Below are 15162 nucleotides of genomic sequence, written 5' to 3'. Positions count from 1 at the left end.
TAGTAGAGGTTAAACTTTCTGCATAAGCAGAAAGAAAAGACTTTATAGGGGGGCAGTACAATGCCATTTGAATTTTTTAAGCTTGAGATACCAGAGGTTATTATCATTAAACCAAAAATATTTGAAGATGAAAGAGGTTTTTTTCTTGAAAGCTTCAAACACTCTGAGTTTGCTAAAGCAGATATAAGTTTTAACTTTGTTCAGGATAATCACTCAAGGTCAAAAAAGGGTATTTTAAGAGGACTGCACTATCAGCTTAACCCAAAAGCGCAAGGAAAGCTGATTAGATGCATAAGAGGTAAAATATGGGATGCGGCAGTTGATATAAGAAAAGATTCTCCAACCTTTGCTAAATGGGTAGCCGTTGAGCTTTCTGAGGAAAATAAATTCATGCTCTGGATTCCACCAGGTTTTGCTCATGGTTTTGTTGCTTTAGAGGATTGTGAAATACTTTATAAATGCACCGCAGAGTATGATCCAGCTTTGGATAGAGGAATAGTATGGAATGATCCCTTAATCGGTATAAAGTGGCCCATTGAAAATCCTATACTTTCAGAGAAAGATAAAAAATTACCTCTCTTAAAAGATGCAGAAAATAACTTTTTTTATGGAGACAGCAGATGAAACTCCTTGTTACAGGTGGAGCAGGATTTATAGGAAGCGAGTTTGTAAGACAGGCAGTGAAGAAAGGATACAATGTTACAGTTTTAGATAAACTTACTTATGCAGGAGATTTGAAGAGAGTAGAGGAAGTAAGGGAGAAAATAAAATTTTACAAGGTTGATATATGTAATAGGAAGCATGTTGAAGAAATATTTTCAACAGAAAAACCCGAGATTGTCGCCCATTTTGCAGCAGAAACCCATGTAGACAGAAGTATTCTAAATCCACAGGCTTTTTTGAAAACCAATATTGAAGGAACTCATAACCTACTTGAGTTGTCAAAAAAATATAACATTTCAAAATTTATAAATATTATTACAGATGAGGTCTATGGAGAGATAAGAGAGGGAAAATTTACTGAAAGTTCACCACTCATACCAAACTCACCTTACTCAGTAAGTAAAGCTGCTCAGGATATGCTTGGAAGGGCATATTTTAGAACCTATGGTCTGCCTGTAATAACAGTAAGACCTTCAAATAACTATGGACCTTGGCAGTATCCTGAAAAATTGATTCCTGTAGTGATAATTAAAGCATTAAATGATGAGCCTGTTCCTGTTTATGGAGATGGTTCAAATGTTAGGGAGTGGCTTTATGTTGAGGATTGTGCAGAGGCAGTCTTGGAGATTGTTGAAAAGGGTGCAGTTGGTGAGATTTATAATGTAGGAAGTGGAATTGAGAGGAAAAACATTGAGGTAGTGAAAGCCATACTTTCCTTGCTTTGCAAACCTGAAAGTCTAATTCAGTTTATAAAGGACAGACCAGGACATGACTATAGATACTCTGTAAGCACAGAAAAGATAGAGAGTGATATAGGTTGGCAGCCAAAGACAAGCTTTGAGGATGGACTTGAAAGAACAGTTAGTTGGTATGTGGCACATTTAAATTGGGTAAAAACTAAGTTAAGACAGTTAAAAAGATATTGGAATAGGGTTTATGAGCTAAGATGAAATGTTTAATAACTGGAGCAAAGGGACAGCTTGGAAGAGAGTTTGTTAGAGCCTTAGAAAACTTGAAAGCTGAATTTTTAGCCCTCGGCAGAGAGGAGCTTGACATAAGGGATTTTCACAAGGTTTTAGATATATTTAAACAATTTAAACCTCAGGTGGTAATAAACTGCTCTGCTTACAATCAGGTTGACAAAGCTGAGGATGAGTTTGATAAGGCTCTGTCAGTAAACTGTATCGGAGTTTCAAACTTAGCAACAGCTTGCAGAGAAACAGGAGCTTTTCTTGTACATTATTCAACAGATTATGTTTTTGACGGAGAAAAAAAGGGATTATATACAGAAGATGACACTCCTAATCCACTTAGTAAGTATGCTTTAAGCAAATATCTTGGAGAGAAGCAAATAGAAGCAGTGCTTGAAAACTATCTTATTTTCCGTACAAGCTGGGTTTACGGAGAAGGAACTCAGAATTTTCTTTATAAGCTAACTCAATGGATAAATACTCAGGAATATCTCAAGATAGCTTGCGATGAATTCTCTGTTCCCACATCCACTAAAATCATAGTTGATGTAACTTTAAAGGCGTTGAAGAAGGGATTTAAGGGGCTTTTTCATCTCGTCTGCTCTGGCTATGCATCTCGTTATGAATGGGCAAAGGAGTATCTTAAAATTAAGGGATTAAAAAAATTCATCTATCCTGCTTATATGGCTGAATTTAATCTTCCAGCGAAGAGACCTCGTTTTTCAGCGATGAGCAATGAAAAAATAAGCAGAGTATTGAATATTTCCATCCCTAATTGGGATGATGAGTTAAAAAAGTTTTTAGGGGGATAAAAATGAAAGGAATAATACTTGCGGGAGGCTCTGGCACAAGGCTTTATCCGGCAACATTACCAATTAATAAACACCTACTTGCTATATATGATAAACCAATGATTTACTATCCTCTGTCTATTCTTTTACTTGCTGGTTGTAAAGATATTTTAATAATATCAACCCCAAGGGATATTAAAAGATTTGAGGAATTACTTGGCGATGGCTCTCATTTGGGTATTAAGTTTTTCTATAAGACTCAAGCTAAGGCAAATGGAATTGCTGAGGCATTAATATTAGGGGAGGATTTCATAGGAGAAGATAGAGTATGGGTTATCTTAGGTGATAACATCTTCTTTGGACACGGACTTCATCAATTACTTAAAGAGGCTTTAGCCGAACATGATGGAGCTACAGTGTTTGCCTATCCTGTTTCTGACCCTCAAAGATTTGGAGTTGTTGAGTTTGACAAAGAAGGAAAAGTTCTCTCTCTTGAAGAAAAGCCAGCAAAACCAAAATCAACTTATGCAGTAACTGGATTATATCTTTACGATGGTGACGCACCAAAACTTGCAAAAACAATTAAACCATCTCATAGAGGAGAGCTTGAGATAACCGACTTAAACAGACTTTATCTTGAACAAGGACGATTGAAAGTAAAAAAATTAGGCAGAGGTTATACATGGATTGATGCAGGCACTTTTGACTCTTTACATCAGGCATCAGAGTTTGTAAGAATCATTGAAAAGAGGCAGAGTTTTAAAATAGCTTGTATTGAAGAGATAGTATATAGACTTGGTTACATTACAAAGGAGCAACTTCTTGAAATAGCAAAACCGCTCAAAAACAGTGGATACGGGAAATATCTTGTTAAAATAGCTGAGGAGATAGATTGATATAAATTTTATAATTTATGAAGTTAAGGATAATTCTTGAAGAAAATATATTTTTTGACAAGGAAAATAGAACTTGCATAGTCAAAAACTTACCCGCAAGAATTAAACTTGTGGCTGACAGAGATGGTTATTTACCCAAAGGATGGTGTCTAATCAAAGGAGCTTTAAAAAGAAGAGGGAAGAACTTAAAGGCAAAATTAATCATTAACGATGAAAAATATGTGTTCCCTGTTAATTGCAAGGGAACTATGCTTGAGCTTATTAAAATTCCCTCTAAAACAAAAGAAATAATCTTTGAACCGATGAATTCAATTGGTGAGTTTGAAATTATTGAAGATTTTACTCTTAAGCCTGTGAGAAATATTGAAAGAATATATAGGATGCTGAAAAGAGTTCTTTTTTTCTTTCAAAAACGTTTTAAACATAAGAGAAAAATTTTGGGATTATCTTATTACACCCCTTTTTTCAATCTAAAGCGAGCCTATGAATTAGCAAATAAAATAAGAGATTGTGATTCAACCTTAGATTATTCAAAATGGACAGAATCTTTTGATAGATTAACCGACGAAGACACCAAGAGGATAAAAAAAGATATCAAAAAATCTAATCTTGATGTGGTCTTTAATATTTTAATCCATAATCAAGATGAGGAAGAGTTAGAAAAAACTATTCAGTCTCTTGAGGATCAAATATATAAATCATTCACTGTTAATATCTTAAAAAACAGGATGGATATGCAGTTTAATGAATTCTTAACTCAAGGCAATACAAAAAAGACATATTTTTTATTTTTAAAATCTGGCACAGTTTTATCTTCCCATGCATTATACCGGATAGCAAAGGAGGCAAGGATATCTAACGCAGATTTAATTTATACTGATCATGATTACATAACAGCTGAAAATGAAAGAGTAAATCCATGTTTTAAGCCAGATTTTTCTTTAGAATATTTAAGGGCAACAAATTATATTGATTCTACATTTGCTGTTAAAGCTGAAGTATTATCAAAAATTGAAGGCTTAGATATGGCAGAAATATCATGGAATTTGCATAGTTTACTGCTTAAAATAGCAGAAAAAACTTCCAAAATAAAGCATATCCCCGCTGTGCTTTTTCATCTACCCTTGATAAGTATAACTAATAATGATCTTTCCTCGGATTATAATCCAGTAAGAGAACATCTTGAAAGAATGCAAGTATCTGCAACAGTAGAAAAAATTGATTTTAAAAATTATAAAGTTATCTATCATGTTAAAAATAATCTTCTCATAAGCATCATAATACCTACTAAAAATCAACTTGCCATTCTTAAAAAATGTATTGAAAGCATAATTAGAAAAACTACATATGATAACTATGAAATTTTATTAGTTGATAATCAGAGCAATGACTTAGAGGCAATTGAATACTTAAAGAGTTTGACAAATAATGCAAAAATCAGAGTTTTTAGATATGATAAATCCTATAATTTTTCAGCAATTAATAATTTTGCAGTAAGCAAAGCTCAAGGTGAAGTTTTACTATTTTTGAACAATGATACAGAGGTTATAACCTCTCAATGGCTTGAGATAATGCTTGGCTGTCTTCAGCAACCTAATGTAGGTGCTGTTGGTGCAAAACTTTACTATCCCAATGGTAAGATTCAACATGCAGGGGTAGTGATAGGGACTGGTGGTTGTGCTGACCACGCATTTAAGTACCTTAATAAAGAAGAAAATGGATATATGGACAGGACAATACTACAACAAGAATATTCAGCAGTTACAGCTGCATGCATGATGACATGGAAAAATCTTTTTATTAAAATCGGTGGGTTTGATGAGGTGAATCTTCCAGTTAGTTTCAATGATGTTGATTACTGTTTAAAACTTAGAGAGGCAGGATACAGGATTGTATTCACTCCCTATGTTGAACTTTATCATTATGAGTCCCTAAGTAGAGGAAAAGATCTTTCACCGGAATCTCAAAAACGAGCAAAAAGAGAAGCTGATTTTATAAGAAAAAAGTGGCAAAAATATATTGAATATGACCCATTTTATAACCCAAACCTAAACTATAATAAGCCCGATTTTAATTTGAATTCATTTCCAAAAATAAAAAAACCCTGGAACAAAAATGGATTTTAAAAAGGACATATGGATTGTTGAAGAGCGTTCCAATCCTTCAACAGAATATTATATTTTACCAGCCTTAAAAATATCAGGACTTGAAGATAGAGTTAAATTATTAAATTTTCCTCCCAAAGAGCTACCGAAAATACAAATTACTATAATTTTTGTTCGCTACTTAAGCAAAAATTGGATTAATTTTATTGAGAAAAATAGAAAATCAATAAAAAAAATTATATATTTTATGGATGATGACCTCTTTGATTTGAGTAGCTGGAGAGGTCTTCCCCTGAGGTATGTAAAAAAAATCTATTTAAAAGCTTATAGATGGAAAGGGTGGTTAATTAAGAATGGAGCTGATTTTTTTGTCTCCACAGATTTTTTAGCTGAAAAGTATCAATACTTAAACCCCTCAATTATTCCTCCCTATCCAATTTTTAATAATTGGTCTTTAGAGAATAGAGAAAAATATATAAAAGTTTTCTACCACGGCACAGCTTCACATACACAGGAGATCAATTGGCTTTATGACATTGTAAAAGCTATCTTAAGTGAGAATGAAAAAATAATTTTTGAATTTGTGGGAGATAAAGAAGTTTATGATAAATTCAAAAATTTAAAAGGAGCTATAGTAGTTCATCCGATGAAATGGAAGCTCTATAAAAAATTTCTCTTAAAAGAAACACGCCATATAGGTTTAGTTCCTGTATTAGCTAAAAAATTTAATCTTGCAAGAAACTATACAAAGTTTTTTGAGATAGTGGCTTGTGGTGCGGTTGGAGTTTATTCGCAGGAGAGTTGCTACAGAAAAATAATATCTAATGAAAATGATGGTATTTTAGTCTCAAATGTTAAAGAAATATGGATAAAAAGCATTTTAAAACTTGCTGAGGAATCCTCTTATAGATTAAAATTGTATTTTAATTCATTAGAAAAATTGAGGACTCTTAGAGAATTTGCAGAAAAAATCTATAAAGAAAATCTGATTCGGAGGCTTGAATGAATAATAATATAGTCTGGCATAAACCTGAAGTAACAAGACAGATGAGAAATATACTCAATGGACATAAAAGCATCGCAATTTGGTTTACAGGGCTTCCAAGTTCTGGTAAATCAACTATTGCTCACGCATTGGAGAAAAAACTGTATGAAAGAGGCATAAGAACTTACACTTTTGATGGAGACAACATAAGACATGGACTTTGTTCTGATTTAGGTTTTTCAAAGGGAGATAGAGATGAAAATTTGCGAAGAATTGCAGAAGTGATAAAGCTTTTCGTTGATGCAGGAATAGTAGTTATAGCAGCCTTTGTCTCGCCTTTAAAGGAGCACAGAGAAAAAATAAAAAAAATAATAGGAGAGAGAGATTTTCTCGAGATATACTGTAGATGCCCTGTTGAAGTATGCGAGATGAGAGATCCAAAGGGAATGTATAAGAAGGCAAGAGCTGGCGAAATAAAGGAATACACAGGAGTCTCTGCTTCGTATGAAGAACCAGAAGCGCCAGATTTAGTGCTTGATACTCATCTATTGAGTTTAGAGGAATCTGTTGATATAGTTTTTAAACTGATTGAAGATAGAATTTCTTTCTCAAAAGGAAATCTTCCATAGAAACTTCCATTAAGCTGTGTTGTTTTAATCACATAGCTTCTAAATTTCTCAAAAAGTTTTCTGTCAATCTTGCCCGGATTTTGCCAAAATTTATCAAGACTCCCTTGAAATGTTAAACCAGGCATGTCATAAATAGCTTTTCCCATGACTTTTACTGGTCTATTATGATATAGTGCTTGTAATCCTACAGTGCTATTAACAACTATAACACCGATGCTTCCTTTTATTAAAGTGGGTAAATGTAAGTCGTGCACATAAAATACTTTTCGCTCTAAACCTAATCTCTGTGAGACCTTAGTTATATGTTTTTTATAGTTTTTAAATCCTCTGTCTTCAGGATGATGCTTAAAAACAAGATAATAGTCATCTTTACTATTTTTTGCGAAGGACTCCATCACTTCAGTAATAAAATCTTCTATTGAGGCATACTTACTGTGAATTGTAATCTGTGTGTCATTACGAACCTGAAGAGGGATGAGAAAATATTTATATTTAAGTTTAGTTGTAAATAATTCAAGAAACTTCTTTTCAGTGGATTTATAAATAACCTTTCTTACAAGACCCCTGAAATATTTAAAAAGCCAAGGTATATAGGGGAAGTATTTTTTACAGTGCGCATAATGAGGAAAATACCAGCGGAAAAATTCTAAGAAAAAATAATGATATACACAGCAAGTTACTCTTTTTAGATATTTGAAATTAACTGGTAGAGGTTCAGGTATTTTAATATCGGGAAGACTTTTATAAAATTCAGGATTTTGGGGGAGTGAACTCCAGCCGTTTATGCCATTTTTTTGAAGAGTTATATAAAAAGGACGAACATATCCCTCTTCAAATACATAAATTGGAATATTTAATTTTTTACATAAATTAACAGCTATCTTGTGATATGGTTTATAGTCACCATATAGAAGTATTACTTCTATATCCTTTGAGAAAATGAAATCTTTTAGATAACTTTCAAAATTTTCTATCTTACCTCTGTAGTTATAAATATTGCTAAAAATAGGGAAAGTTATTAAGTCTCCACCATTAAAATTAATTTTATAAACTCTTTTACCAAGTGTTTTCAAAAATTTAGCGATCTTATAGAAGAAAAATCCTTTAGGACCTTGAAGTAGGAGGTAATTATTATAAATAAGTACTTCCTCTCTTATCTCTGTTATCACTTATTTATATATTCCTTGTTAGAAAATTGAAATAGTTTACAATTTTTTTAAAAATTTTTGGAAGTTTGCTTTTAATTTTTAAATTAATATTTGTTCTTTCCTCAATTATTCTATTAATTACAGCCTCACAATCGACAAATCCTTTTAGTTTCCAATCATAGTAAACAGGATAGATCAATAAAACTCCAGCTATAAGTTGGTATAAATTAAGTTTTCTCTTTCTTCTTGGCAAATTTAATTCATCTTGCGTTAATCCCCATCCTCCGTAAAAAGCTGCTCCATAAGTAAATACCTTTTTACCCCTAATCAGTGCATCAAAACCAGAAAGAGAAGTTAAAGTATGAATTTCATCTGAAATAGCTATGCAACTTATGATATTAGCATCTGTTTCAATATGGTCAGAGAGTTCTCTTATCTTTTTAAAGGCTTTATCGCCTCTTCTATTTTTTGACAATACATCTGGATGGGGCTTGTAAATTATGAAACTATCAGGATTTTTAATCCTTACGGTCTCTAAAAGTTCAAGGTTACTCTTAATATTTTCTCCACCTAAAATAACGGCTTCGTCATCTTCCACCTGTCCTGGTATGAGAATTATTTTTTTTGTCTGTGAAGGTCTCACCAAGGGTTTCAAAATTTCTACATTATACTTAGTGACATTATTCTCAACGATAAGCTTTCTTATCATTTCAGCTTTACTTATTTCTTCTTCGTTAAACTCATAGTTGTTAAGAATGTATTCAAGCTCACTTTCTTCAGTTGGGTCATAGTAGATTCCACGTTTATCAATCACTATGCTCATGGGAGGAATGAACTCTGAGCCAAGACCTACTGAGCGAATAAAACCATCTTCTAATGTGTAAACAGGGGTATCTTTCTTTAGTTTTTCAAATAAATTTCTTCTTCCTTTACTTCCCCAAACAACCAAAACACTGTTTTTAGCAAGGACAATATCGCTTAGTGATTTAGATTCGACAAAATAGACATTGTTTTTCTCAGTTTTAAGATAGGGTTTGATAAATTTTTTCCTTGCCAAATGAAAATCTACACAGTAATAATTAAATTTACCAATTTTTTCAGCCATCTCTTTTTGTTTGAGAATAAAATTTATTACATCAAATATTGTTCCTTTTTTTCCTGTAACTGGATTTATATATATACAGTAGGCAATGTAAGCTGCATAAAAAATTTCAATCAATTCAGCTTTCTTAGTTCTTCTTGGACATTCGATTTTGTCCTCCGTTAGTCCCCATCCTGCATAAAAGGGCATGCCATAACATATAACATTTTTACCTAATATTAAAGCTTCAAATCCCATTTGGGAACTGACAGTGTATACTTTATCAAAGAATTTTAAAAGTGAAATCGGATTCACATCCTGGGTTATAAGATAAACATTTTCTTTTTCAATAACTATGTCACTGAGGTAGCCTTTCTTTTTCCCACATAAGACATCAGGGTGGATTTTAACATATATATCAGCATCAGGGTTTTCCATTAAAGCATCATTAAACATATTTAAAAAAGTTTTTTTATCAGCCATACCTAATAAAACAGAAAGGTCATTAAAAGTCTGATCAATTAACAGTACTCTTCTCTTTCTTCTTCCTTTCAATGACGAAATATCTGCATTTGGTTGATAGTTAAATTTGCTAATATTGTATTGAAGTAGAAGTTTTAATGCCTTTTCAGCTTCGTTTAACAATTTATTATTAAATTCTCCTCTGTTTATTAAGTTTTCTATCAATGAAGGTCTGGTTGCATCATAGTATATTCCTACAGGGTCTACAATAAGGGAAAGAGGAGGACAGCCCTTAACTCTTAGTCCATAGGAACATATAAAACCATCCTCAAGCGAGATGTATGGAATATTGTATTTTTGAGCAAATTTTCTTGCTTTTTCAGCAGTTTTCTTCTGTCCCCATCCAATAACTCCTTCAATTTCTGAAGGAAGGATATTTTTTGAGTAATAAACGACCTTTTTGTCAAGGAAAGAATCAATGAATGGAATATTTTTTATTTCTTTAGAAAAAGTAAGATACATTTCAAGATTTTACCTATTTTATTCATGCTGATTCAATTTATATACATTCAGCTTTTCGAAGGATAATTTTCAATAAGACTTTTTATTTTTTACAAATCAATGGAATCCACGTCAATGGCATAAAAAAACAAAAATAAAATGTATGAAAAAAAATTTATCTTTGGAACTTTGGAACAATGAATAAATTTTAATTTAGTGAACTTTAATTCACTGTGATAAAATTGTGATAAAAATGTAAAAAATTACATTTTTTTGCATTTAGGAAACCCTGTATTTAAGCCAATTTTTTGTTTTAAGTTCGCCTTCACACGGAAGAGGTCGCAGGTTCAATCCCTGCATCGCCCATAGTAAAATCCCAATTATATTTTCTCAACTTTTTCCTGTTTCATCACTTTTTTTGCAATTATAAATACAACAAAAGCTATAATCGCAAAATTTATGCATTCTCCTAAAAAAGCACCCCAGCCTATAACAAAAGGGCCAATAGAGAGTGTGGCTGTTTTCCAGCCTCCTCCTGGGACAAAAGGTGTAATCAAAGGCATGATAATGTTATCAACGAGAGATTTTACCAGCGCGGTTGAAGCTGTACCCATAATAAAGGCTACAGCTAATGCAATAACTTTGTATTCCTTTAAAAAATCTAAAAACTCTTTAATCATAGGCATTTTTTAACCTCCTGGAAAAATTTTTATAATTAAATAAGTTTAGGTCAATTTTACACCATTAGCCAGTAAAAAAACAAAATTTTATAAAAATTCTTTCTGCTGCTTTCTATGCATCCATTTTTAGTATATTCAGCCTAGTTAGGGATTTTTGTCTGTTTTTCAAAAAAAGCATTATCGCTACCTATCAGATGGCTTTTTCTATCTCTGTCTTTTTCAAAGCTTGCAAAATTGCTAAGAATGTGGAGTAATTTTAACTGTCAAAGTCAAGAAAAATTGGTATAATTTATTAAACAACTTTTTCAGGAGGTCATAGATGAAAAATTTTATGATTTTTATTCTGTTGAGCATTTTGATGGTTTCCTCTCCTTTTTATTCAGAGGCAGATGAAAAAGTAGTTAAAAAGGAAAATATAAAAAAACAGGATGCTCAGAGAGAGGTGATAAATGCCTTATATTCTATTGGTTTAGTCATGCCATCTTTTGGAAATGATCCCTGTCAGGGTATGGAAAAAACAATGGGTGGAATGAAAAAATACGGAAGTGGAGGTATTTCTCTAGGAGGTATACCCAAAAAACCTTCAACAAATATAGGTAAACAAAGACAGATAATGGAGGAAGAAAGCTTTTCTGCAGAAAATGTCTGTTATGAATCCTATGACTCTACGGGAAAAAAGTGTGCAGAGGCAATTTCAAATCCTGATGGAACAGTTACCTTTAAAAATGACTCAGAAAGGTGTGTTATAGTTATGGGTGAAGACTATACTATAATTTTATCACGGAAAACGGAAGTTACAATGAACATAGAACGCAAAGATTCCCACCCCATTCTTGAAATTTTAGGAAAAGCTCGTTCATGGCTTATAGATAAAACACCTGACTGGCCTAAGCCTTCACCTGTGAAGACAAAAGGGGGATCTGGAGGTGTTCGAGGAAACTGCGATCCTGAAGGAATTGCAGGCGGCTGCATAGTAAAGTCTGGTGACGGAGTTGTAATGAAAACTTTGCCTGAGTATCTTAATGCCATTGCAGAAGAAGAGAAAAAAGGAACTGTAGAGAGACTAAAATGGTCTCGCATAAATCCTTCACCGGATAGTTCAGCTCAATTTGGAGGTCCTGTTGCTTCAAAAACCTATACTGGTGAGGCAACAAAGTCTGGCTATGAAAGAGAAAAGAGCGCAAAGACTGAAAAAGGTGAAACTATCATTAATCCATCTGATTCATCTTCTCAGAGAGGTGAAAGAAAGATTGATTTCTGCGGAAGAGGTTTACCTTCTCCTGAAGAGGCTGCCTCTATGGGGTTTGACCCGGGGCGTATTACAGACCCTGTGAAAAGAGAATGGACAGGTAAAATTGAACAACAAAAGACAACAAGGACACTTACATGGACTAAGACAATTCATTCAAATGCTACCACTACTAGAATATCACACAGTTATAGAGATGGAGAGCTTGTTGGAATTATGTATGAGTTTTTTGATAAAAGGGGAAACAAAATCGGTTACGCTATTTATGATGGAAAAACAGGTTCTCTGGAGGCGAAGAGACTTACAAAATAAAAAATCTGTTTTCCCTGTTTAGGATCAATCAGTGTAAAAGCAAGCTTACCTCTTGGTTTTTTTATGAGATTTCCTTTCCCTGCAGTGCAATCTGTTGCAAATTGAACTCCATCTCCAAAGCATCCCGCTCCGTGATTATATCCTGTTTCAAGAACTGTAAGAAGTTCTTTCATATTTTATTGAAAAGAAAAATTTTGTAAAGTATAATTTATTGACATTGTCTTAAATTTTGCTGTAAATTTTAAGATAATGAACGAAAAAAAGCTGTATTATCGTTACCTATCGGATGTGCTTCCCCAGAAAGATTCAGGGAAAAGGATTGTCTTGATTACAGGTGCAAGACAAACTGGAAAAACTACTCTTGCAAAAATAAAATATCCTGAACTCAGATATATAAACCTTGATCTCATAGAAAACAGAGAAGTATTAAGGGATGTTTCAGTTTTAAACTGGCACAGAGATGTTGGGGAAGCTGTTATAGATGAAGCACAGAAGGAATCATCTATATTTGAAAAGATTAAGTATGCCTATGATGAAGATAAGATTTACTTTCAGGTTTTACTTGGTTCAAGTCAGATAATGTTACTCAAAAAAATTAGGGAATCATTGGCTGGTAGAGTCTGGATTTATGAGTTGTGGCCCCTTATGATGGCTGAAATAGCCGAAAGCAATACATATCCTCTTATTGATTCAGTGATAAAGTCAACTGAGCTGGATGAAGTTTTAGAAACAATACCTGCAGTTTTATTTGAAGAGGAGGCTTTAAAGCTCAAAAGCATTGAAGAATACATTCTCAAGTGGGGTGGTATGCCTGCTTTAATTCATATTGAAAAAGATGAAGAGAAAAAAAAGTGGCTTAAGGATTATCAATACACCTATCTTGAAAGAGACCTTTCAGACCTTGCAAGACTTGAGTATCTTGAGCCTTTTAGAAAATTTCAGAAACTTGTTGCCCTGAGATCAGGCAGTATTCTTAATTATTCAGACCTTGCAAAGAGATTGTGGTATTAGTGTTGATACAGCAAGAAGATATTTTGAGTATCTTAAGATAAGCTATCAGGCGATTTTTATTCAGCCCTATTATAGAAACATTACAAGTTCAGTTATCAAGAGTCCTAAGGTCTATATTTCAGATATTGGACTTCTCAGGTCTCTCACAGGAATATATGAAACTGTAACAGGTGAAATATACGAAACAATGGTGGTAATGGAGATTTATAAATGGATTAATACAATGCAGGCTTCATGTTCAATTTATTACTATAGAACCCGTTCAGGACTTGAGGTAGACCTTTTGATAGAAACAGAAAGAGGTTTGATAGCCTTTGAGATAAAGGGAAGACATGAAGTTGACTCTGTAGATGCAAGACCAATGAGAGCTCTATCAGAAAAACTCGGTAATCAATTGATTGGTGGGATGGTTATCTATAGAGGAAATAAAATAAAACGCCTTTCAGATAAGATCTGGGCAGTTCCTTCATGGAGACTTTTTGTTTGATTTTTAAACGAATTTTCTAAATGCTATAATAGTCTATGGATTTATTTTCAAAGAGAGTTTCCTATCTGCACATTCTTCATAATGATAAACCATTTAAATCAGAGCCTCAAACACTTTTTGATGGTAATTTTACTGAGCTAAGGGTTGTAACCTATGTTTCCTCACCTGAGTTTTTCTTTGATAGGGTGAAAAAGTTTAAAAAAGTTATAGCTATTCTTGGAGAGGAAGAATCGGCAAGAGAGTTTTATCAGCTTGATCCAGCCTTTGAAGAACGGTTTATTCTTTCTGCAGAATCAGACCCTCAGGTGCTTGAAGCCATTGCAAATGGGGTAATTGAATTAAGATACATGAAAGCAGGTGAACGAATACACTCAAAGATTTACATACTTTCAGATGTTCAGGGAAATACAAGGGTAATGGTTGGCTCTGCAAACTTTACCAGCTCTGCTTTCAGTAACAGAGGACAGTTTGAGGAATTGATCGTCTATGATAGTTCCTATAATCCGTCATTCTGTGATGCCTATATTAAAAGATTCAAAGAAATATACGAAAATTCAATGGATTTTCTCTCTGAAAAAACTAAAAAGAAGATTCAGAGCCTGATTTTACGGGCAGAAAATATTCTGATTTTTACACCCGATGATAGAGCAGAGGCTATTGTTGAAAAAGTGCAAAGACAGATTCAAGCTGGTGGAGATGCTGGAAGTCTTGTAATAGAGGTTATGAATGAAAAGGAAAGAACTGAAAAAAGAATAATGGAGATAGAGAGAGTTGAAAAAATCATCGAGAATGTAACAAAGAAAACAAAAGATGGCTATTCCTTCGAACCAAAGCAGAAGTTGATAACACTTAAGGAAAAGCTAAAAGAGATTGTGTCTTTTTCACATAAAAGAACGCAGGGTAGTGTAAAATTTTTTATGTGTAAAATTGACAGAGCAATAAAAGAGGGTGTATCCTCCATTAAATTACCCAAAAATCAAACAAAGAAAGGAGGAATACACCCATGAAAGAAAAACCTTTAACTAATTTAAGGTTACCAGATTTATGGAAAGAATTCAACAGAAATTTTAATGAATCTTTCTGGGAAGAACTTGAACAAAGAATGAAGTTAATGAAGAAAAAGTTTATTGAATTAGCATTACAAGAGGAGATAACAGCACTTACAGGGGCTCAAAAATATGAAAGAACCCC

At 33.2% G+C, this 15162-nt stretch carries 16 protein-coding genes; 12 read left to right on the top strand and 4 right to left on the bottom strand.

Translation table 11 applies throughout. The features are described from left to right. The first annotated feature begins 60 nt into the window (after nucleotides 1-60). The 7 genes from rfbC to cysC are packed head-to-tail and all read left to right on the top strand — an operon-like array spanning nucleotide 61 to nucleotide 7040. Complete coding sequence (gene rfbC, locus TAGGR_RS06605) at nucleotides 61-624, top strand: dTDP-4-dehydrorhamnose 3,5-epimerase (protein ID WP_059176585.1); 564 nt, start codon at nucleotides 61-63, stop codon at nucleotides 622-624. Then, nucleotides 621-1613 carry a dTDP-glucose 4,6-dehydratase gene (gene rfbB, locus TAGGR_RS06600; RefSeq protein ID WP_059176584.1) on the top strand — a complete coding sequence of 331 codons (993 nt, stop codon included), beginning with the start codon at nucleotides 621-623 and terminating at the stop codon, nucleotides 1611-1613. The genes rfbC and rfbB overlap by 4 nt, the downstream gene beginning before the upstream one ends. After that, complete coding sequence (gene rfbD / locus TAGGR_RS06595) at nucleotides 1610-2446, top strand: dTDP-4-dehydrorhamnose reductase (protein WP_059176583.1); 837 nt, start codon at nucleotides 1610-1612, stop codon at nucleotides 2444-2446. The genes rfbB and rfbD overlap by 4 nt, the downstream gene beginning before the upstream one ends. A gap of 2 nt (nucleotides 2447-2448) precedes the next feature. After that, nucleotides 2449-3321 carry a glucose-1-phosphate thymidylyltransferase RfbA gene (rfbA, locus tag TAGGR_RS06590; RefSeq protein WP_059176582.1) on the top strand — a complete coding sequence of 291 codons (873 nt, stop codon included), beginning with the start codon at nucleotides 2449-2451 and terminating at the stop codon, nucleotides 3319-3321. A 17-nt stretch (nucleotides 3322-3338) separates the two neighbouring features. After that, nucleotides 3339-5447: a glycosyltransferase family 2 protein gene (locus tag TAGGR_RS06585; protein WP_059176581.1), complete on the top strand. Its 2109-nt coding sequence runs from the start codon at nucleotides 3339-3341 to the stop codon at nucleotides 5445-5447. Continuing rightward, nucleotides 5437-6432: a glycosyltransferase family protein gene (locus TAGGR_RS06580; protein ID WP_059176580.1), complete on the top strand. Its 996-nt coding sequence runs from the start codon at nucleotides 5437-5439 to the stop codon at nucleotides 6430-6432. The genes TAGGR_RS06585 and TAGGR_RS06580 overlap by 11 nt, the downstream gene beginning before the upstream one ends. Then, complete coding sequence (cysC, locus tag TAGGR_RS06575; protein WP_059176579.1) at nucleotides 6429-7040, top strand: adenylyl-sulfate kinase; 612 nt, start codon at nucleotides 6429-6431, stop codon at nucleotides 7038-7040. The genes TAGGR_RS06580 and cysC overlap by 4 nt, the downstream gene beginning before the upstream one ends. Here the strand turns inward: cysC and TAGGR_RS06570 are convergent. From TAGGR_RS06570 to TAGGR_RS06560, 3 genes are all read right to left on the bottom strand, one after another. Beyond that, on the bottom strand, nucleotides 6953-8209 hold the full coding sequence (locus TAGGR_RS06570) for a capsule polysaccharide biogenesis protein (RefSeq protein WP_059176578.1): 1257 nt from the start codon (nucleotides 8207-8209) through the stop codon (nucleotides 6953-6955). The two genes, cysC and TAGGR_RS06570, sit on opposite strands and share 88 nt — an antisense overlap. A gap of 4 nt (nucleotides 8210-8213) precedes the next feature. Continuing rightward, on the bottom strand, nucleotides 8214-10253 hold the full coding sequence (locus tag TAGGR_RS06565) for a capsule polysaccharide biogenesis protein (protein WP_059176577.1): 2040 nt from the start codon (nucleotides 10251-10253) through the stop codon (nucleotides 8214-8216). A 359-nt stretch (nucleotides 10254-10612) separates the two neighbouring features. Further along, nucleotides 10613-10918, bottom strand: a complete 306-nt coding sequence (locus tag TAGGR_RS06560) for a large conductance mechanosensitive channel protein MscL (protein ID WP_059176576.1) — start codon at nucleotides 10916-10918, stop codon at nucleotides 10613-10615. 313 nt (nucleotides 10919-11231) lie between these two features. Here TAGGR_RS06560 and TAGGR_RS06555 point away from each other — a divergent pair, with 313 nt between their 5' ends. Further along, nucleotides 11232-12473, top strand: a complete 1242-nt coding sequence (locus tag TAGGR_RS06555; protein ID WP_059176575.1) for a hypothetical protein — start codon at nucleotides 11232-11234, stop codon at nucleotides 12471-12473. Here the strand turns inward: TAGGR_RS06555 and TAGGR_RS06550 are convergent. Next, entirely contained in the window at nucleotides 12425-12646 is a 222-nt protein-coding gene (locus TAGGR_RS06550; protein WP_059176574.1) for a formylmethanofuran dehydrogenase subunit E family protein, read from the bottom strand. The genes TAGGR_RS06555 and TAGGR_RS06550 overlap by 49 nt on opposite strands. Before the next feature lie 76 nt (nucleotides 12647-12722). Here TAGGR_RS06550 and TAGGR_RS06545 point away from each other — a divergent pair, with 76 nt between their 5' ends. The 4 genes from TAGGR_RS06545 to TAGGR_RS06530 form a co-directional block, all read left to right on the top strand. Continuing rightward, nucleotides 12723-13484 (top strand): ATP-binding protein, encoded by a 762-nt coding sequence (locus tag TAGGR_RS06545; RefSeq protein WP_082673599.1) that lies wholly within the window; start codon nucleotides 12723-12725, stop codon nucleotides 13482-13484. Continuing rightward, nucleotides 13462-13971 carry a DUF4143 domain-containing protein gene (locus tag TAGGR_RS06540; protein WP_059176572.1) on the top strand — a complete coding sequence of 170 codons (510 nt, stop codon included), beginning with the start codon at nucleotides 13462-13464 and terminating at the stop codon, nucleotides 13969-13971. Before TAGGR_RS06545 ends, TAGGR_RS06540 begins: the two co-directional genes overlap by 23 nt. Nucleotides 13972-14006: 35 nt before the next feature. Beyond that, nucleotides 14007-14978 carry a phospholipase D family protein gene (locus tag TAGGR_RS06535; RefSeq protein WP_059176571.1) on the top strand — a complete coding sequence of 324 codons (972 nt, stop codon included), beginning with the start codon at nucleotides 14007-14009 and terminating at the stop codon, nucleotides 14976-14978. After that, a partial coding sequence (locus tag TAGGR_RS06530) for a hypothetical protein (RefSeq protein ID WP_153000493.1) occupies nucleotides 14975-15162 on the top strand: 188 nt, incomplete at its 3' end. The genes TAGGR_RS06535 and TAGGR_RS06530, both read left to right, overlap by 4 nt.

The sequence above is a fragment of the Thermodesulfovibrio aggregans genome (genome assembly GCF_001514535.1).
GTDB lineage: Bacteria > Nitrospirota > Thermodesulfovibrionia > Thermodesulfovibrionales > Thermodesulfovibrionaceae > Thermodesulfovibrio > Thermodesulfovibrio aggregans.
Note: the sequence above shows the minus strand (reverse complement) of the source record. Positions and strands in the feature narration are given on the sequence as shown.

What these genes read in the sequence shown, in the direction of transcription:
- rfbC (WP_059176585.1), top strand. Translation starts at nt 61, where the DNA reads ATGCCATTTGAATTTTTTAAGCTTGAGATACCAGAGGTTATTATCATT.
- rfbB (WP_059176584.1), top strand. Translation starts at nt 621, where the DNA reads ATGAAACTCCTTGTTACAGGTGGAGCAGGATTTATAGGAAGCGAGTTT.
- rfbD (WP_059176583.1), top strand. Translation starts at nt 1,610, where the DNA reads ATGAAATGTTTAATAACTGGAGCAAAGGGACAGCTTGGAAGAGAGTTT.
- rfbA (WP_059176582.1), top strand. Translation starts at nt 2,449, where the DNA reads ATGAAAGGAATAATACTTGCGGGAGGCTCTGGCACAAGGCTTTATCCG.
- TAGGR_RS06585 (WP_059176581.1), top strand. Translation starts at nt 3,339, where the DNA reads ATGAAGTTAAGGATAATTCTTGAAGAAAATATATTTTTTGACAAGGAA.
- TAGGR_RS06580 (WP_059176580.1), top strand. Translation starts at nt 5,437, where the DNA reads ATGGATTTTAAAAAGGACATATGGATTGTTGAAGAGCGTTCCAATCCT.
- cysC (WP_059176579.1), top strand. Translation starts at nt 6,429, where the DNA reads ATGAATAATAATATAGTCTGGCATAAACCTGAAGTAACAAGACAGATG.
- TAGGR_RS06565 (WP_059176577.1), bottom strand. Translation starts at nt 10,253, where the DNA reads ATGTATCTTACTTTTTCTAAAGAAATAAAAAATATTCCATTCATTGAT.
- TAGGR_RS06560 (WP_059176576.1), bottom strand. Translation starts at nt 10,918, where the DNA reads ATGCCTATGATTAAAGAGTTTTTAGATTTTTTAAAGGAATACAAAGTT.
- TAGGR_RS06555 (WP_059176575.1), top strand. Translation starts at nt 11,232, where the DNA reads ATGAAAAATTTTATGATTTTTATTCTGTTGAGCATTTTGATGGTTTCC.
- TAGGR_RS06550 (WP_059176574.1), bottom strand. Translation starts at nt 12,646, where the DNA reads ATGAAAGAACTTCTTACAGTTCTTGAAACAGGATATAATCACGGAGCG.
- TAGGR_RS06545 (WP_082673599.1), top strand. Translation starts at nt 12,723, where the DNA reads ATGAACGAAAAAAAGCTGTATTATCGTTACCTATCGGATGTGCTTCCC.
- TAGGR_RS06535 (WP_059176571.1), top strand. Translation starts at nt 14,007, where the DNA reads ATGGATTTATTTTCAAAGAGAGTTTCCTATCTGCACATTCTTCATAAT.